Annotated in this window: 16 protein-coding genes; 11 read left to right on the top strand and 5 right to left on the bottom strand. The window is 60.6% G+C overall.

Annotated features, from left to right (window positions below; all coding sequences use genetic code 11):
• Positions 1-3 precede the first annotated feature (3 nt).
• The gene (hslO, locus tag QK296_RS03435) at positions 4-906 is read right to left on the bottom strand and encodes an Hsp33 family molecular chaperone HslO (protein WP_282390604.1); all 903 of its coding nucleotides are present in this window, start codon (positions 904-906) and stop codon (positions 4-6) included.
• A 124-nt stretch (positions 907-1,030) separates the two neighbouring features.
• Here hslO and QK296_RS03430 point away from each other — a divergent pair, with 124 nt between their 5' ends.
• Complete coding sequence (locus QK296_RS03430) at positions 1,031-1,834, top strand: phosphatase PAP2 family protein (RefSeq protein WP_282390603.1); 804 nt, start codon at positions 1,031-1,033, stop codon at positions 1,832-1,834.
• 75 nt (positions 1,835-1,909) lie between these two features.
• Here the strand turns inward: QK296_RS03430 and QK296_RS03425 are convergent, their stop codons facing one another.
• Positions 1,910-2,317: a S4 domain-containing protein gene (locus QK296_RS03425; protein ID WP_047712342.1), complete on the bottom strand. Its 408-nt coding sequence runs from the start codon at positions 2,315-2,317 to the stop codon at positions 1,910-1,912.
• Positions 2,318-2,433: 116 nt separating this feature from the next.
• Here QK296_RS03425 and QK296_RS03420 point away from each other — a divergent pair, with 116 nt between their 5' ends.
• From QK296_RS03420 to rimK, 3 genes are read left to right on the top strand one after another with little or no spacing between them, the layout of a single operon-like run.
• Positions 2,434-3,213 carry an EAL domain-containing protein gene (locus QK296_RS03420; RefSeq protein ID WP_044270528.1) on the top strand — a complete coding sequence of 260 codons (780 nt, stop codon included), beginning with the start codon at positions 2,434-2,436 and terminating at the stop codon, positions 3,211-3,213.
• A 46-nt stretch (positions 3,214-3,259) separates the two neighbouring features.
• Positions 3,260-3,709 (top strand): ATP-dependent zinc protease, encoded by a 450-nt coding sequence (locus tag QK296_RS03415; protein WP_169856571.1) that lies wholly within the window; start codon positions 3,260-3,262, stop codon positions 3,707-3,709.
• Positions 3,706-4,611: a 30S ribosomal protein S6--L-glutamate ligase gene (rimK, locus tag QK296_RS03410; protein WP_003187674.1), complete on the top strand. Its 906-nt coding sequence runs from the start codon at positions 3,706-3,708 to the stop codon at positions 4,609-4,611. The genes QK296_RS03415 and rimK overlap by 4 nt, the downstream gene beginning before the upstream one ends.
• Positions 4,612-5,234: 623 nt before the next feature.
• Here rimK and QK296_RS03405 read toward each other — a convergent pair.
• Both QK296_RS03405 and ompR read right to left on the bottom strand, forming a co-directional pair.
• A complete protein-coding gene (locus QK296_RS03405; RefSeq protein WP_003187671.1) occupies positions 5,235-6,548 on the bottom strand; it encodes an ATP-binding protein in 1,314 nt (437 codons plus the stop codon).
• A gap of 117 nt (positions 6,549-6,665) precedes the next feature.
• Complete coding sequence (gene ompR, locus QK296_RS03400; RefSeq protein WP_003187669.1) at positions 6,666-7,406, bottom strand: two-component system response regulator OmpR; 741 nt, start codon at positions 7,404-7,406, stop codon at positions 6,666-6,668.
• 355 nt (positions 7,407-7,761) lie between these two features.
• On the opposite strand from ompR, the gene QK296_RS03395 reads away from it, so the two are divergent.
• From QK296_RS03395 to tauD, 7 genes are all read left to right on the top strand, one after another.
• On the top strand, positions 7,762-10,086 hold the full coding sequence (locus QK296_RS03395; RefSeq protein ID WP_003187667.1) for a Tex family protein: 2,325 nt from the start codon (positions 7,762-7,764) through the stop codon (positions 10,084-10,086).
• Positions 10,086-10,469: a PaaI family thioesterase gene (locus QK296_RS03390; RefSeq protein ID WP_212613732.1), complete on the top strand. Its 384-nt coding sequence runs from the start codon at positions 10,086-10,088 to the stop codon at positions 10,467-10,469. Before QK296_RS03395 ends, QK296_RS03390 begins: the two co-directional genes overlap by 1 nt.
• Positions 10,470-10,683: 214 nt before the next feature.
• On the top strand, positions 10,684-12,267 hold the full coding sequence (gene gshA, locus QK296_RS03385) for a glutamate--cysteine ligase (RefSeq protein WP_034134653.1): 1,584 nt from the start codon (positions 10,684-10,686) through the stop codon (positions 12,265-12,267).
• A 259-nt stretch (positions 12,268-12,526) separates the two neighbouring features.
• Entirely contained in the window at positions 12,527-13,504 is a 978-nt protein-coding gene (tauA, locus tag QK296_RS03380; RefSeq protein WP_282390602.1) for a taurine ABC transporter substrate-binding protein, read from the top strand.
• 17 nt (positions 13,505-13,521) lie between these two features.
• Complete coding sequence (gene tauB / locus QK296_RS03375; RefSeq protein WP_003187659.1) at positions 13,522-14,301, top strand: taurine ABC transporter ATP-binding subunit; 780 nt, start codon at positions 13,522-13,524, stop codon at positions 14,299-14,301.
• Positions 14,298-15,134, top strand: coding sequence for a taurine ABC transporter permease TauC (tauC, locus tag QK296_RS03370; RefSeq protein WP_003187657.1), 837 nt, complete (start codon positions 14,298-14,300; stop codon positions 15,132-15,134). The genes tauB and tauC overlap by 4 nt, the downstream gene beginning before the upstream one ends.
• A gap of 14 nt (positions 15,135-15,148) precedes the next feature.
• Complete coding sequence (gene tauD / locus QK296_RS03365; protein WP_282390601.1) at positions 15,149-15,985, top strand: taurine dioxygenase; 837 nt, start codon at positions 15,149-15,151, stop codon at positions 15,983-15,985.
• Positions 15,986-16,125: 140 nt separating this feature from the next.
• Here tauD and mgrA read toward each other — a convergent pair whose 3' ends face one another.
• The gene (mgrA, locus tag QK296_RS03360; RefSeq protein ID WP_014716465.1) at positions 16,126-17,163 is read right to left on the bottom strand and encodes an L-glyceraldehyde 3-phosphate reductase; all 1,038 of its coding nucleotides are present in this window, start codon (positions 17,161-17,163) and stop codon (positions 16,126-16,128) included.
• Positions 17,164-17,262 lie beyond the last annotated feature (99 nt).

The following is a 17,262-nucleotide window of genomic DNA, read 5'->3' as shown; positions in this document are numbered from 1 at the left end:
GTTTTAGTGGCGGGTGTCGGAAGGGGTGTCGCTGCCTGCGCCAGCGAACAATTGCGCTACATCAGCCGCATCGAACAGGTAGCGCTGGTTGCAGAACTGGCAGTCGATCTCGATATGGCCGCCGTGTTCCACCACCAGATTTTGCGCATCTTCCAGGCCCAGACTGACCAGCGCGTTGCCGGAACGCTCGCGCGAGCAGCTGCAATTGAAGCGCAGGCCTTGTGCGTCGAACAGGCGCACGGCTTCTTCGTGGTAGAGGCGGTGCAGGATGGTTTCGTTGTCCAGGCCCAGCAGTTCTTCGGCCTTCAAGGTGTCGGCCAGGGCGATGATATGCCGCCAGCTTTCGGCACGGTCATCCTCATCCTTGATGCGATCGGCCGGCAGTTGTTGCATCAGCAAACCGCGAGCGCGCTTGCCGTCGGCGTTAAGCCAGAACTTGGTGCCCACTTGCTGGGACATGACGAAGTAGTTGGTGAAGCATTCCGACAGGGTCTGGCCGTCGAGGTCGACAATACCCTGGTAGCGCTGGCCTTCGGTCGGGTCGACAGTCAGTGCCAGGACGCCGTTGGGCATCAGGTCGGCCAGGGTAGCGTCTGCAGCAATCTGCTCAGCGTCATAACGAGCCAGGCCACGGATCTCGCGCTCGCTCGAGCACTCGATCATCAACATGGGCACCGGCCCTTCGGAACGCGCCTGCAAGATCAGCAAACCGTCGAACTTCATGGTGCCCACCAGCAGCGCCGCGGCGGCCATCAACTCGCCGAGCAATTGCGCGACCGGCTCCGGATAGGCGTGTTTGGCAAGGACTTCGGCATAGCTGAGCTCCAACGAAACCATCTCGCCGCGGGCATCGCTCTCATCGAAGATGAAGCGTTGGGTGAAGTCGGTATCCGGTAGATCAGTCATAGGTCTGGGTATCTGAAGTGATGACAAAATGATTACAAGGTTTATAAAATTAAACGCTTTAGCACCATCTTGGTGCGACTTCTCCTGAATTCAAGGAGCACAATAGAGCGATGAGGGACAGTTTATGAACAATCCGGGTTTGTTCCAAGCCAACTGGAACCTCCGGCGATGGGCTCTTTGCAATCTACTCGCTATCGGGCTGCTGTGTTTTTGGCTGTGGCCCACGGGCCAGATGCTCTGTGTAATTTTAGACGAGTGGCTGTTTCACCTGCTCAATGGCCCATTGGCCACAAACTCGACCTGGTTGCATGTATGGGCCGTGGCCAGCCTGCGGCCGTTTGATGCAGTGGTCGGCGTGATCTTGCTGGCACTGCTGATTCGCGGCGACTGGGTGTTCAAGGCCGTGCAGGTGCGCCAGGCGTTTTTTGGCTTCCTTGGCATCCTGCTGCTGTTGCTGTTTATCCGCATGCTGTTCTCCAAACTCGCGGCGCACATGGGCTGGCAGCACAGTAGCCCGTCGATGGTCATCAGCGGCGCGATTCAAATGAGCGACTTTTTCCCAGGGCTGGAGAAAACCTGGGAATTGAAGGACCGTTCGAGCCAGAGCTTCCCCGGCGACCACGCTTCGGTGCTGTTGATCTGGGGGATGTTCATGACCGTATTTGCCAAGCGCATCGGCCAGGTGCTGGTGATCTGGGGCCTGGCGCTGCTGTTCATGATGCCGCGGCTGGTCGCGGGCGCGCATTGGGGACAGGACGACTACATCGGTGGCGTACTGCTGGCGCTGCTGGCGTTGGGCTGGGGATATTACACGCCGTTTGCGGCGAAGGTGTCGGGCGCCTTGTTGCGCATGACGGCGCCGCTTTTCGGGCTACTGAGCAAGTTGCCCGTTATTGGGCGGTTGAGTGTGATGCGCACAACTGCGTAACTCCTCAGGGCTAAAAGTGGGAGCGGGCTTGCTTGCTCCCACTTTTGATCGAGTTTGCATAGGCGATTCGTGCAATCAATCGTCATTGCCGCTGCCGCGAAACTTGAATAGATCGCGGCGCTGCTTCTTGCTCGGCTTGCCATCGGTGGTCAAGCCTGAAGCACCCGCCTTGCGCATGGCCGCAGCGTTCTCACGCTTGGCGATACTGGCTTCGGTTTCCGCATACAGCGCCTGCGCTTCAGGCGCGCCGCGGCGTACGATGGAAAGTGCCTGCACCACGATGGTTTTTTCATCAAAACCTGTACGAATCTGATACTCGTCACCGACGCGTGGTTCCTTGCCCGGTTTGCAGCGCTCGCCGCGATGGTGCACCTTGCCGCTCTCTATAGCCGCCTTGGCCAGGGCGCGGGTCTTGTAGAACCGGGCTGCCCACAACCACTTGTCCAACCGGACCTTCTCTTGCTCTTCCTGCTTTTGAGCCACTTGAATTCCTCGCTCTGAAAAATGTCGCAACTTTACCGTTGAAACCCTTCGACGCATAAACCCCAAGGCTCACCTAAGATACGCCAGGTAGCACCCTGTTTTCGCGAGGATACGCCGTGACCGACTTTCCCGTTTCACTCACCTCGCCCAACCAGCGGTGCGTGGGCTGCCAGCAAAGCGAGCCGCTGGGGTTCGATTTTGCGTTTGCCTACCAGCCTATCGTAGACCTGCGTGACCATTCGATATTCGCCCACGAAGCCTTGGTGCGCGGTACACAGGGAGAGGGCGCGCTGTCGGTGCTGGCTCAGGTCAACGAAACCAATCGCTACCGCTTCGACCAGCGCTGCCGGACCAAGGCCATCGCCGGTGCCGCCGCCCTGGGTATGCAGACTCACCTTTCCATCAACTTCATGCCCAATGCCGTATATCGCCCGGAGCTGTGTATCCGCAGCACTCTGGAGGCCGCCCGGGCGCACAATTTCCCACTGGACCGGCTGATTTTCGAGACCCTGGAAAGCGAGCATGTAGATAACTATCGCCATTTGACGAATATTCTGCGTGAATACCGCGAATTCGGCTTCAAGACCGCCATCGACGACTTCGGTGCGGGCTATTCGGGGCTGAACCTGCTGGCCGATTTCCAACCTGATTTGATCAAGCTCGACATGGCGCTGATTCGCGATGTCGACCAGGATCGTGTCCGTCAGGTGATCGTCCGGGGGATTGTCACAATCTGTGAGCAGTTGGGGGTTACTGTCATCGCCGAAGGCATCGAAAGTGCCGGCGAGCGCGACTTCCTATCCGACTGCGGAATATTTCTGATGCAGGGTTTCTGGTTCGCCAAGCCTGCATTCAAAGCGTTGGCTGAGGTATCTCCTCAAGCCTGGGCAAATTGACCGGTTAACCCTATTGAAGACATTTGACCATTTGACCGTTGTAGGTCTGCGTGAGTGGGTGGCACTTCCCGACTTGGGAGTGGCGGGCCTGCGCGCGAAGATCGACACCGGCGCCAGCACCTCAAGCCTGCACGCCACCGATATCGAGCCCTTTGAGCGCGACGGTGAAAAGTGGGTGCGATTTACCGCGCACCTGGGCAGCGTGGTGCAATTGCGTCACCGGCGCTGTGAAGCGCCCCTGGTGACGATGAAAACCATCAAGAGCTCCAACGGCCATGCACAGGTGCGCTACGTGATCAGCACCACCCTGGCCTTGGGTGATCGGGTATGGCGGGTAGAGTTCACCCTCGCCTGTCGCAAAGCCATGCGTTACCGCCTGCTGCTGGGCTCCAAGGCGCTGATTGACGGCCAGTTGGTGGTCAATCCGGGCCTCAAGTACGTTCAAGACAAGCCGGTGTTCCCGGTCTCCACTATTTCTGCCCCAGGTGCTGCATGAAGATTGCTGTGCTGTCGCGAAACCCGCGTCTGTATTCCACCCGCCGCCTAGTCGAGGCCGGCACTGAGCGTGGCCATGAAATGGTAGTGATCGACACGTTGCGTGCCTACATGAACATTGCCAGTCACAAGCCGCAGATCCACTACCGGGGCAAACCCCTGGAAGGCTTTGATGCGGTGATCCCGCGTATCGGCGCTTCGGTGACGTTTTATGGCTGCGCGGTGTTGCGTCAGTTTGAAATGATGGGGGTGTTTCCGCTGAATGAATCCGTGGCCATTGCGCGCTCACGGGACAAGCTGCGCTCCCTGCAACTGCTCTCACGCCGGGGCATCGGCCTGCCGGTTACCGGTTTTGCCCACTCCCCGGATGACATTCCCGACCTGATCGAGATGGTCAATGGCGCACCGCTGGTGATCAAAGTGCTGGAAGGCACCCAAGGCATCGGCGTGGTGCTGTGTGAAACGGCGACGGCAGCTGAATCGGTGATCGAGGCATTCATGGGCCTCAAACAGAACATCATGGTGCAGGAGTACATCAAGGAAGCTGGCGGCGCGGACATTCGCTGCTTCGTGGTGGGCGACAAGGTGATTGCTGCCATGAAGCGCCAGGCCAAGCCCGGTGAGTTCCGCTCCAACCTGCACCGTGGCGGCAGCGCCAGCCTGATCAAGATCACCCCGGAAGAACGCATGACCGCGCTACGGGCGGCCAAGGTGATGGGGCTGAGTGTGGCGGGTGTGGACATCCTGCGCTCCAACCATGGCCCGCTGGTGATGGAAGTGAACTCATCGCCAGGCCTGGAAGGGATCGAGACCACCACCGGTAAGGATGTGGCGGGGATCATCATTCAGCATCTGGAGAAGAACGGCGGGCCGAATATGACTCGGACCAAGGGCAAGGGCTGAATACCCCCACCTACCACCCATCACAAAACACCTGTGGGAGCTGGCTTGCCTGCGATAGCGGTAGCTCAGTCAACAACGATGTTGAATGTGCCGCCCTCATCGCAGCATAGGTATCTACACACTGACCCTGTGGCGAGGGAGCTTGCTCCCGCGACCTGACAGCCGACGCCTATCTACCTGACGCCCCGCGATCTAATTGTGGGAGCTGGCTTGTCGGGTCGCCGCATCGCTGCGAAGACGGCCTGACAGCCGACGGGGATGTTGGATTTGACCGCGTACATATCCGTTATTTAGGTAAAGGCCACTTAGGGTTCCGCCCTGACGGCGGCTCACTTTCGAAAAGCGCGAAAGTAAGCAAAGCGCTCTTGCCCCACCACTCGGCACCTCGCCTAGGCTCGGTGTGCCCGTAATCCGCCAGCGTGGTTTAACGGGGCGCCTAAGATCAAAAGCAGATCAAGATCAAGAGCGACTCGCTTCGCATCGTAGTTACCGTCGGCTGCTACAACGTACAAAATTGTGTAAATACCTATGCTGCGATAGCGGTAGCTCAGTCAACAACGATGTTGAATGTGCCGTCCTCATTGCAGGCAAGCCAGCTCCCACATTTGCATTCATATTGCTTGTTAGACAGCGTCTCTAGGCAACATCAACCCCAGCGGCAGCCGCACTCGTGCTTCCAACCCACCGCCTTCCCGGTTGCGCAACTCAACATTGCCGCCATGCATCGACGCAATCCGCCGCACAATAGCCAACCCCAACCCGGTGCCCTTGCCTCCTCGGGCGCGGTCACCACGGGTGAAGGGGTTGAAGATACCTTCCAGTTCCGCCGGGTCGATTCCTGTGCCACGGTCCATCACGCTCAGCACAACATAAGGTGCTGCACTGTCGCCGGACACGTACGCCGCAACCTCCACATCGGAACCGGCATGGTGCAAGGCGTTGCCGATCAGGTTGTTCAGCAGGCGCTTCATCGACACCCGGCGTAAGGCGAACGGCTGGATCGGCTCCAGGCGCGTGCGCACCTGCTCACCGTTCTGGTTATAGGGCGCAACCACCTCACGCACGAGGTCGGTGAGGTCGACCTCCTCGACCACCTCATCCCGCCCGTCGCGGATGAACGCCAGGAACTGGTCCAGGATGGCGTCCATGTCTTCGATGTCGCGCACCATGTCATCAGTGAGGTCGGTATGGTCACCCATCAGTTCCAGGGACAAACGCAATCGCGTCAAGGGTGTGCGCAAGTCATGGGACACGCCCGCCAGCATCAACTCGCGCTCGCGTCCGGCCTGTTCGACATCTTCCGCCATCTGGTTGAAGGCGCCGTACACCTCCGTCATCTCACTAGGGGTGTCGCTGACCGGCAGGCGCACACTGCGCCCCTGGCCCAGTTGGCGAGCGGCAAACACCAGGCGTTTGAGGGGTTGGTTGAGCTGGCGGACGAAAATCCACGCAGACGCCGTTGAGAGCAAGCCAATGGCCAGGAACCAACCCAACACGTTCCAGATTTTTTGCCCACGCAGCGGGTGCGGATAAAGCGGAACCTTGATCCACGCATCCCCCAGGCTCGGCGCTCGCACCCACAACGCAGGCGAAACATGCATACGCAGGCGCACCTCGGTGTCGGCGCCCAATTCGGCCTGCATCTGGCGCTGGTAAATCTCGCTGTAAGGCCAATGTTGCTCGCCTTCAGGCACACCCGCGCCATCAACCCGAGTCAGGGTCGATGCCTTGGCTACCTTTTCGCGGTTCTCAGGGTCTACGGCCCAATAGCCCCGCAACGTCAGGGCCACACCGTGGCTGTACTGCCGATCCACCAGCACGTCTTCGTTCATCAACAGATAAACCAGCGTGAGCGCCTTGGAAAACAGAACGACAATAAGCACCAGCCAGAGGGTGCGGGAGAAGAAACTTTGTGGGAACCACAGCGGGGTTTTCATAGATGAAAGCTGCACACCTTGCAGGAACGAGCGGTGCTCGCAGAATTGCAGACGCCGGGCATCCCGTCGACCCTCATGGAGTCAAACGCCAGGATACCCGCCCCTGCAAATCATCGGTCACTTGGTTGCGGTGCCATCCGGCACGAACACATAACCCACACCCCATACCGTCTGGATATACCGCGGCTTGGAAGGGTCCGGCTCGATCATCCGGCGCAGTCGGGAAATCTGCACGTCGATGGAGCGCTCCAGTGCGTCCCATTCCCGGCCACGGGCCAGGTTCATCAGCTTGTCACGGGTCAGCGGCTGGCGAGCGTTCATCACCAAGGCCTTGAGCACTGCGAATTCACCGGTGGTGAGCATGTGCACTTCTTCACCGCGCTTGAGCTCACGGGTGGCCAGCGACAGTTCGTAGTCGCCAAAGGTGACGCTTTCGTCTTCGCTGCCCGGTGCGCCCGGTACCGCCGGTGCCTGGCGACGCAATACGGCCTTGACCCGCGCCATCAGCTCATCGGGGTTGAAAGGCTTGGCCAGATAGTCATCAGCACCCAGTTCCAGGCCCTTGATACGGCTCAGTTCATCGCCCTTGGCGGTGAGCATGATGATCGGGATCTGGTTGTTAGCACCGCGCAGGCGTTTACAGGCAGTAAGGCCGTCTTCGCCGGGCAGCATCAGGTCGAGTACGACCAGGTTGAAGACTTCACGCCCTAACAGGCGATCCATCTGCTCGGTGTTCGGCACCGCCCGGGCCCGATAGCCCTTGGAGTTGAAAAAACGCTCCAGCAGGCTGCTCAGCCCCGGATCGTCATCAACGATGAGAATTTTTTCGCCTTCAGCAGTTTGTGCGGTGCTGCTCATTGGATGCTCCTCTTATCTCGGCGCGCATTATGGCGTAGCTGCCGTTATACGCACCGTGTGCATTGTTAGCAGATTTTTCATCTACTGCCAGCGAACCCGCGCCCTGCAACCTGCGGCGCAGTACCCCCGAAGGGCAGAACGCTGGTTATAATGCGGCGCCTGCGTGCAGGGCAACGTCAGATCGTTACCGTTTACTGCCGGGCTTTTTTTACCCGCTTGTCGTGAATTTTTCGATTTCGAGGGTCAATAGCCAGCCTCTTGACCCAGGCAGCGGCGCCAGTCGGGCCGCTCAACCAGCCTCGCCGGCCTTTTTCTACGGGCCTGCGTGCTGATTTTAAGAATTTCAGGTGGTTTTATGGACAGCATCAACAGCCGCATCGCCGAGGAACTCGGCGTACGCCCACAACAGGTCGAAGCGGCCGTCGCTCTACTGGATGAAGGCTCCACGGTGCCTTTCATCGCCCGTTACCGAAAAGAAGTGACCGGCAGCCTCGACGACACCCAACTGCGTCACCTGGAAGAGCGCCTGCGCTACCTGCGAGAACTCGACGAACGGCGTATCAGCATCCTCGCCAGCATCGAGGAACAGGGCAAGTTGACCCCACAACTGGAACGCGACATCAAGCTTGCCGACACCAAGACCCGCCTCGAAGACCTTTACCTGCCGTACAAACAGAAACGTCGTACAAAGGGCCAGATCGCCCTGGAAGCCGGCCTGGGTGATTTGGCCGATGGCCTGTTCAACGACCCGTCGCTGACGCCAGAAACTGAAGCCACGCGCTTCATCGACGCTGAAAAAGGCGTCGCCGACGTCAAGGCCGCCCTCGAAGGGGCCAAGTACATCCTGATGGAGCGCTTCGCCGAAAACGCCAGCCTCCTGGAAAAACTGCGTACCTACCTCAAGCAAGAAGCCATCCTCAGCGCCCGCGTCATCGCCGGCAAAGAGGAAGAAGGCGCCAAGTTCCGCGACTACTTCGAACACGACGAGCCGCTCAAAAGCATGCCGTCCCACCGCGCCCTGGCGATTTTCCGCGGCCGCAACGAAGGCATTCTCAGCTCCGCGTTGAAAGTCGGTGACGAGCTGCCGGGCACCATGCACCCGTGCGAAGGCATGATTGGTCAACAATTCGGCATCCAGAACCAGAACCGCCCGGCAGACAAATGGCTCGGCGAAGTGGTGCGCTGGACCTGGAAGGTCAAGCTCTACACCCACCTGGAAACCGACCTGCTCGGCGAATTGCGCGACGGCGCCGAAACCGAGGCGATCAACGTGTTCGCCCACAACTTGCACGACCTGCTGTTGGCCGCACCGGCCGGCCCGCGTGCCACCCTGGGCCTCGACCCGGGCCTGCGCACCGGTTGCAAGGTCGCGGTGGTCGACGCCACCGGCAAACTGCTGGACCACGCCACGGTGTACCCGCACGTTCCGCACAACAAGTGGGACCAGACCCTGGCGATCCTCGCCGCCCTGTGCGCCAAGCACGCGGTGGACCTGATCGCCATCGGCAACGGCACCGCCAGCCGCGAAACCGACAAGCTGGCCGCCGAGCTGATCAAAAAATACCCAGCCATGAAGATGACCAAGGTCATGGTCTCCGAAGCAGGCGCTTCGGTGTACTCGGCGTCGGAGCTGGCGTCCAAGGAATTCCCGGACCTCGACGTGTCGATCCGTGGCGCGGTGTCCATCGCCCGTCGCCTGCAAGACCCGCTGGCCGAACTGGTGAAGATCGACCCTAAATCCATCGGCGTCGGCCAGTACCAGCACGACGTGTCACAGCTCAAACTGGCACGCGGCCTGGATGCGGTGGTGGAAGACTGCGTAAACGCCGTGGGCGTGGATGTGAATACCGCATCCGTGGCCCTGCTGGCGCGGATCTCCGGCCTCAACGCCACCCTGGCGCAGAACATCGTCAGTCACCGCGACGAAAACGGCGCGTTCAAAACCCGTGCTGCGCTGAAAAAGGTCGCACGCCTGGGTGAAAAAACCTTTGAACAGGCTGCTGGTTTCCTACGCGTAATGAACGGCGACAACCCGCTGGACGCCTCTGCGGTTCACCCGGAAGCCTACCCGTTGGTGCAACGCATTGCCGCCGAGACCGACCGCGATATCCGTTCGTTGATCGGCGATGCCGCGTTCCTCAAACGCCTGGACCCGAAGAAGTACACCGACGAAACCTTCGGTGTGCCGACCATCACCGATATCCTGCAAGAGCTGGAGAAACCGGGTCGCGACCCGCGGCCCGAGTTCAAGACCGCGGAGTTCCAGGACGGCGTCGAAGACCTCAAGGACCTGCAACCGGGCATGATCCTCGAAGGCGTGGTGACTAACGTGACCAACTTCGGCGCATTCGTGGACATCGGCGTGCATCAGGACGGTTTGGTGCATATCTCCGCGCTTTCGGAGAAGTTCATCAAGGACCCACGTGAAGCGGTGAAAGCTGGTGACGTGGTTAAGGTCAAGGTCATGGAAGTGGACATCCCGCGTAAACGCGTGGGCCTGTCGATGCGCATGAGCGACACCCCCGGCGAGAAAATCGACGGTGCCCGTGGCGCACGCCCAGGTTCGGCGCCACGCCAGTCGCAGAACAACGCGCCGCGCAAGGAAACCGCGACTGCCGCGCCGAGCAACAACGCCATGGCGTCGCTGTTTGCCAACGCTAAACAGCTGAAGAAACGCTGATGGAGATTCCGGCCGGTTTGACCCAGAGCGCCTTCAGCGAACTGATCGGCTGCCGCCTGCAACGCCTGGAAGAGGGCGTTGCAGAGGTGGCCCTGACCCTGGAGCCGCACCTGCGCAACCGCGCGGGCAAGCTCCATGGCGGGGCGATTTTCAGCCTGGTGGACATCACCATGGGCCTGGCGTGTTCCAGCGCCCACGGTTTCGACCAGCAGAGCGCCACCATCGAATGCAAGATCAACTATATTCGCGCCGTGGAAGACGGTGATGTGCTGTGCACCAGCCGGGTGATCCACACCGGTCGCCGCACCCTGGTGGTCGAGGCCGAGGTGTACCAAGGCGAAAGACTTGTCGCAAAAGCGCAGGGCACGTTCGCTGTCCTATAGCTCCCCACCCCCGATTTGAGTTAATTTCGGCGCTGCGATAACAGCGTCGGAATTTTCTCGCTGCGCTGTAGCCCAATTCATGGAGTGAAGTCGGCAAATTCAGAGCGGGTCAAATCGACTCAAAACCAGGCGATCACGCCAGTTTCAACTTCACCCTTGTAGACCGTCCTGCCCACCCCCATATTGGGGCGACTGACGCGTGAAGGAATCCAACTTGAGCGAACTTCTCAACCGCCGCCTGGCCCTGCTCGGCAAGCGCGAACACCTCTCCCTGCTAGAGCAATGCTTGCACGGCATCGAGCGCGAATGCCTGCGTGTCACCAACGAAGGTCGCCTGGCGCAAACGCCGCACCCCGAAGCCTTGGGCGCCGCGCTGACCAATGAACAGATCACCACCGACTACTCGGAATCGCTGCTGGAGTTCATCACCCCAGCCCTGCCCAACCCGGCCGAGACCCTGAGCAGCCTGGACAAGATCCATCGCTTTGCCTACTCCAAGCTGGGCAGCGAATACCTGTGGAGCCCCTCGATGCCGTGCCCGTTGCCGGCCGAGGAAGATATTCCGATTGCCTACTATGGCACCTCCAATATCGGTCAGCTCAAGTACGTGTACCGCAAGGGCCTGGCCCTGCGTTACGGCAAGACCATGCAGTGCATCGCAGGCATCCACTACAACTTTTCCCTCCCGGAAGCGTTGTGGCCGTTGCTCAAGGAAACAGAAGGGTTTGTCGGCACCGACCGTGACTATCAGTCCACGGCCTACATCGCGCTGATCCGTAATTTCCGTCGCTACAGCTGGCTGTTGATGTACCTGTTCGGTGCCTCGCCCGCCCTGGACGCCGGCTTCCTGCGGGGGCGCTCGCATCAGCTTGAAGTCCTCGACGCCGACACGCTGTACCTGCCCTACGCCACCAGCCTGCGCATGAGCGACCTGGGTTACCAGAGCAATGCCCAGGCCGGCCTGACGCCGTGCTACAACGACTTGGCCAGCTACACCGATAGCCTGCGCGAAGCGGTGGCAACGCCCTACGCGCCGTACGTTGAAGTCGGCACGCACAAGGATGGCGAGTGGGTGCAGCTGAACACCAACATCCTGCAGATCGAAAACGAGTACTACTCCAACATCCGTCCCAAGCGCGTGACCTACACCGGCGAGCGGCCGATCCAGGCGCTGATGGCCCGTGGTATTCAGTACATCGAAGTGCGCTGCCTGGACATCAACCCGTTCCTGCCGATGGGTATCGACCTGCCGGAATCACGTTTCCTCGACGCGTTCCTGCTGTACTGCGCACTGAACGACAGCCCGCTGTTCGCCAACAACGAGTGCGGCAACGCCAGCTCCAACTTCCTCAGCGTGGTCAAGGAAGGCCGCCGTCCGGGCCTGCAATTGCAGCGTGACGGCCAGCCGGTGGACATGAAGGAGTGGGCGGCCGAGTTGCTGGAGAAGATTGCCCCGCTGGCCGCCCTGCTCGATCAGAGCCATGGCATCACCGAACATAGCGAGGCACTGGACGCCCAGTTGGCCAAGGTCAAGGACCCGTCCCTGACGCCCTCGGCCCAGGTGTTGGCAGCCATGGCTGAGCGCAAGGAAAGCTTTGCGCAGTTCTCCCTGCGTCAAAGCGAAGTGCATGCTGAATACTTCCGCAAGGAGCCTTTGGCGCCTGAGGAACAAGCGCGCTTTGAAGAACTGGCCCGTGCGTCGCTGGCGCAACAGGCGGAGCTGGAGCAGAACGAAGTGGGCGATTTCGATGTGTTTGTCGGCTCGTACCAGGCAAGCATCCTGGCCATCAGCAACTAACCTCAGGCTCGCTCCCCTGTGGGAGCTGGCTTGTGTGGGAGCTGGCTTGCCTGCGATATCGGTGGGTCAGCAACCCACCTGTTGACTGATACACCGCTATCGCAGGCAAGCCAGCTCCCACATTATTCTGCCAGCCTGAAAACAGGCTTCGCCATTTACCCTCATAAGCTAATTCGAAAAAGTTATTTATTTTCGAGTTCTTAGATCATTTAGTCTCCTCTCACGCCGACCCTCGGCCGCCTGATTGAGGAGCTTCCCCTTGAAACTGCTGATCCCTCTGCGCCTGTTGGCCGCATTGTCCCTGGCCGGTGCCAGCCTGTTTGCCCAGGCGGCGGATGTGACCATTGCGTACCAGACCACCGTAGACCCGGCCAAAGTCGCCCAAGCCGACGGCGCCTATGAAAAGGCCACCAACGCCAAGATCGACTGGCGTAAATTCGACAATGGCGCCGACATCATCGCCGCCATCGCGTCCGGCGACGTGCAGATCGGCTATCTCGGTTCCAGCCCACTGACTGCCGCAATAACCCGCAAAGTCCCGGTGCAAACTTTCCTCGTCGCCACCCAGATCGGTGGCGCCGAAGCCCTGGTGGCCCGTAACGGTTCGGGGATCAACAGCCCTGAGGATCTGGTCGGCAAAAAAATCGCTGTGCCCTTCGTTTCCACCGGCCACTACAGCCTGCTCGCCGCCCTGAAACACTGGAACATCGACCCGGCCAAAGTCACCATCCTCAACCTCGCCCCGCCGGCCATCATCGCCGCCTGGAAGCGTGGTGATATCGACGCCACCTACGTGTGGGACCCAGCTCTGGGGGTGGCCAAAGAAACCGGCAAGGTGCTGATTACCTCCGGCGAACTGGCCAAGTTCGGCGCGCCGACGTTCGATGCATGGATCGTGCGCAAGGATTTTGCCGAGAAGCACCCAGAGATCGTCACCGCCTTCGCCAAGGTCACCCTGGATGCGTACGCCGCCTACCGCAAAGACCCACAAGCCTGGCTCGCCGATACCGGCAACGTCGACAAACTGGTGAAACTCTCCGGCGCCAAGGCCAGCGACATCCCCTTGCTACTGCAAGGCAACGTCTACCCGTTGGCCCCCGACCAGGTAACCCTGTTGGGCGCGCCGACCATCAAGGCTGTCACCGACACCGCTGCGTTCCTCAAGGAACAGGGCAAGGTCGAGGCCGTGCTGCCCGACTACGCCCCTTACGTCAGCGCCAAGTTCATCACCAACTGACCCAGGAGTTCACTGCGATGGCCTTGCTACAACTGGAGCGCATCAGCGCACAGTACCCAGGCGCTCCGGAACCGGTACTGTCCGATATTTCACTGGAGCTTGGGCCCCAGCAGTTGCTGGTTGCCCTGGGCCCGTCCGGCAGTGGCAAGACGTCGTTGTTGAACCTGATTGCCGGCTTCGTCGAACCGTCTGCCGGGCGTATCACCCTCGATGGCGTGCCGGTCAAAGGCCCCAGCGCCGAGCGCGGCGTGGTGTTTCAGGACGATGCCCTGCTGCCCTGGCAGGACGTGCTGGCCAATGTGGCTTTCGGCCTGGAACTGGCCGGCGTGCCCAAGGCGCAGCGCGATGTGCGCGCCCGTGAAATGCTCGCACTGGTGGACCTGGCCGGCTTTGACAGCCGGCGCATCTGGCAACTCTCCGGCGGCCAGAAACAGCGCGTCGGCCTTGCCCGCGCCTTGGCGGCCGACCCTCGCGTATTACTGATGGACGAACCCTTCGGCGCCCTGGATGCCTTCACCCGTGAACAGATGCAGGAGTTGCTGCTGCAAGTGTGGCGGCGCACGGCCAAGCCGGTGTTCCTGATTACCCACGACATTGAAGAGGCGGTATTTCTCGCCACCGACCTGATCTTGCTCGCGCCCAACCCCGGCCAGATCGTTGAGCGGTTGCAGCTGGACTTCGGCCAACGGTATGCCGCCGGAGAATCGGCCCGCGCCATCAAGTCCGACCCACGCTTTATCGAAACCCGCGAACACGTGCTGGGCAAAGTGTTCTCCCAAAGGCAGGTGTACGCATGAGCAGCTACGAACTTCCCGCCACGGCCAACAAGCCGGTGGCACCTGCCGTTATCCCGGTACGCCGCAGCCTGAGCACGCGCTGGATCAGCGTACTGACCCTGGTCGCTCTGCTTGCCTTGTGGTGGGCGGTGACCGCCACCGGTTTGATCGAACCTTTGTTCCTGCCGCCACCGTCCGCCGTGTTGCAAAAAGGCTGGCTGCTGGCGACCACCGGCTACATGGATTCCACCTTGTGGCAGCACCTGGGCGCTAGCCTGAGCCGCATCGGCCTGGGCCTGGGCTTTGCGGTGCTGACCGCCGTGCCGGTGGGGATTGCCATCGGTGCCAACCGCATTGCCCGAGGCATTTTCGATCCGTTGATCGAGTTCTACCGGCCAATTCCGCCGCTGGCCTACCTGCCGCTCATCGTGATCTGGTGCGGCATTGGCGAGCTGTCCAAGGTGCTGCTGATTTACCTGGCAATTTTCGCCCCGATCGCCATCGCGACCGCAACCGGGGTGCGCACCGTCGACCCGGCCAAGCTGCGGGCTGCGCAGTCGCTGGGCGCCACCCGCGCACAACTGATTCGCCATGTGATCCTGCCCAGCGCCCTGCCCGATATCCTCACCGGTGTGCGCATCGGCCTGGGCGTGGGCTGGTCGACTCTGGTGGCGGCCGAGTTGATTGCCGCCACCAGTGGCCTGGGCTTCATGGTGCAGTCGGCGGCGCAGTTTCTGGTCACTGATGTGGTGGTGCTGGGGATCCTGGTGATCGCCCTGATCGCCTTCGCCATGGAAATGGGCCTGCGCGCCCTGCAGCGTAAATTAGTGCCCTGGCATGGCCAGGCACACTGAGTGAAGAACCCACAATGAGCAGCCTGACCGTTACCCCATTAAGCACCGCCCTGGGCGCCCAGATCAGTGGCGTCGATATCACCCAGCCGCTGAACCCCGAACAGCGCGAGGCCATTGAACAGGCGTTGCTCGATTATTCGGTGCTGTTCTTCCGTGACCAGCCGATCACCCCTGCGCAACAGGCACGGTTCGCGGCAAACTTTGGCGACCTGCACATCCACCCGATCTACCCCAACGTGCCGGAACAGCCCGAAGTGCTGATCCTCGACACCGCCGTCACCGATGTGCGTGATAACGCGGTGTGGCATACCGACGTGACCTTCCTGCCCACGCCGGCCCTGGGCGCTGTGCTCAGCGCCAAGCTGCTGCCAGCCTTCGGCGGCGATACCTTGTGGACGAGTGGGATTGCGGCGTATGAGGCGTTGTCCGAGCCGTTGAAGCGCTTGCTCGATGGCCTCACCGCCACACACGATTTCACCAAGTCGTTCCCGCTGGAGCGCTTTGGCAACACCGCCGAAGACCTTGTGCGCTGGGAAGCAACCCGCAAGAAAAACCCGCCGCTATCGCACCCGGTCGTGCGCACGCACCCGGTGAGTGGGCGTAAATCGCTGTTCGTCAGCGACGGATTCACCACCCGAATCAATGAACTGGAACCGGCCGAAAGCGAGGCCATTCTCAAGCTGCTGTTCGCCCACGCCACCCGCCCGGAATTTACCATCCGCTGGCGCTGGCAGGAGAATGACGTGGCGTTCTGGGATAACCGCGTCACCCAGCATTACGCCGTGGATGACTACCGGCCGCAGCGGCGGGTGATGCACCGGGCGACGATTCTTGGGGACGTGCCGTTCTGACGCTTGGCGACAGATCGTTCCCACGCTCTGCGTGGGAACGCCTCCTGTGACGCTCTGCGTCACGACTTTAAAGCGGACGCCGAGCGTCCGGGGCTGCATTCCCACGCAGAGCGTGGGAACGATCAACCAGTGGTGTAAGGTTATTCAGCAGTGGACGGTTTTTCCCACAGGTTGATCCCACCTTCCTGCGCAAACCGATCAATCTCCGCCAGTTCTTGCGCACTGAAGCTCAAGTTCTTCAACGCCCCGACGTTTTCGATAATCTGCTCCGGCCGGCTCGCGCCGATCAGCGCACTGGTTACCCGTGGATCACGTAATGTCCACGCCAGCGCCAACTGGGCCAGGCTCTGGCCACGGCGCTTGGCGATTTCATTCAGGCCGCGTACATGGGCGATGTTGGCTTCGGACAGGTGTTGGGCCTGCAACGAGCCACCACCCGGACGATTGACCCGCGCATCGGCCGGTACGCCGTTGAGGTATTTATCGGTCAACAAACCCTGGGCCAGCGGCGTGAAAGCGATCACCCCGGCGCCGAGTTCTTCAGTGGTCTCCAGCAGGTCTTTTTCCACCCAACGGTTGAGCAGGTTATAGGCCGGCTGGTGGATCAACAGCGGCACTTTCCACTCTTTGAGCAGCGCCGCCATTTCGCGGGTTTTTACCCCGGAGTAAGACGAGATACCGATGTACAACGCCTTGCCTTGCTGCACGGCGGTGGCCAGGGCGCTGGCGGTCTCTTCCAGGGGCGTGTCGGGGTCGAAGCGGTGCGAGTAGAAAATATCTACATAATCGACGCCCAGGCGTTGCAGGCTCTGGTCCAGGCTCGCCAATACGTATTTACGCGACCCGCCACCCTGGCCGTAAGGGCCGGGCCACATGTCCCACCCGGCTTTGCTGGAGATGATCAACTCGTCGCGATAGTGCTTGAAGTCTTCGCGCAGCAACCGACCGAAATTGATCTCGGCGCTGCCGTAGGGCGGGCCGTAGTTGTTGGCCAGGTCGAAGTGGTTGATACCCAGGTCGAACGCGGTGCGCAGCAAAGCGCGCTGGGTGTCGATCGGGGTGCTGTCGCCAAAGTTGTGCCACAACCCCAGGGACAGTGCCGGCAGCACCAGTCCACTGCGGCCTACGCGGCGATAAGGAATAGATTCATAGCGGTTTTCGGCAGCAATGTACGTCATCGAATCCTCTCTTGATCTAGGGCAAATAAGGCCCGGGAATAGGCATATTCCCGGGCCTTTTAAGCAGCTGAATCGCTTAAGTCTGCCTCTTCCTTTTAC

Source organism: Pseudomonas sp. AL10 (genome assembly GCF_029960685.1).
Classification (GTDB): Bacteria; Pseudomonadota; Gammaproteobacteria; order Pseudomonadales; family Pseudomonadaceae; genus Aquipseudomonas; species Aquipseudomonas lactis.
The sequence above is the reverse complement of the archived record's forward strand: the minus strand, read 5'-3'. Positions and strand labels throughout refer to the sequence as shown.

Bases quoted from the DNA above. Each gene is read 5' to 3' on its own strand.
- QK296_RS03395 (WP_003187667.1), top strand. From the start codon at position 7,762: ATGGACAGCATCAACAGCCGCATCGCCGAGGAACTCGGCGTACGCCCA.
- rimK (WP_003187674.1), top strand. From the start codon at position 3,706: ATGAAGATTGCTGTGCTGTCGCGAAACCCGCGTCTGTATTCCACCCGC.
- tauC (WP_003187657.1), top strand. From the start codon at position 14,298: ATGAGCAGCTACGAACTTCCCGCCACGGCCAACAAGCCGGTGGCACCT.
- mgrA (WP_014716465.1), bottom strand. From the start codon at position 17,163: ATGACGTACATTGCTGCCGAAAACCGCTATGAATCTATTCCTTATCGC.
- QK296_RS03430 (WP_282390603.1), top strand. From the start codon at position 1,031: ATGAACAATCCGGGTTTGTTCCAAGCCAACTGGAACCTCCGGCGATGG.
- tauD (WP_282390601.1), top strand. From the start codon at position 15,149: ATGAGCAGCCTGACCGTTACCCCATTAAGCACCGCCCTGGGCGCCCAG.
- tauB (WP_003187659.1), top strand. From the start codon at position 13,522: ATGGCCTTGCTACAACTGGAGCGCATCAGCGCACAGTACCCAGGCGCT.
- QK296_RS03390 (WP_212613732.1), top strand. From the start codon at position 10,086: ATGGAGATTCCGGCCGGTTTGACCCAGAGCGCCTTCAGCGAACTGATC.
- hslO (WP_282390604.1), bottom strand. From the start codon at position 906: ATGACTGATCTACCGGATACCGACTTCACCCAACGCTTCATCTTCGAT.
- ompR (WP_003187669.1), bottom strand. From the start codon at position 7,406: ATGAGCAGCACCGCACAAACTGCTGAAGGCGAAAAAATTCTCATCGTT.
- QK296_RS03405 (WP_003187671.1), bottom strand. From the start codon at position 6,548: ATGAAAACCCCGCTGTGGTTCCCACAAAGTTTCTTCTCCCGCACCCTC.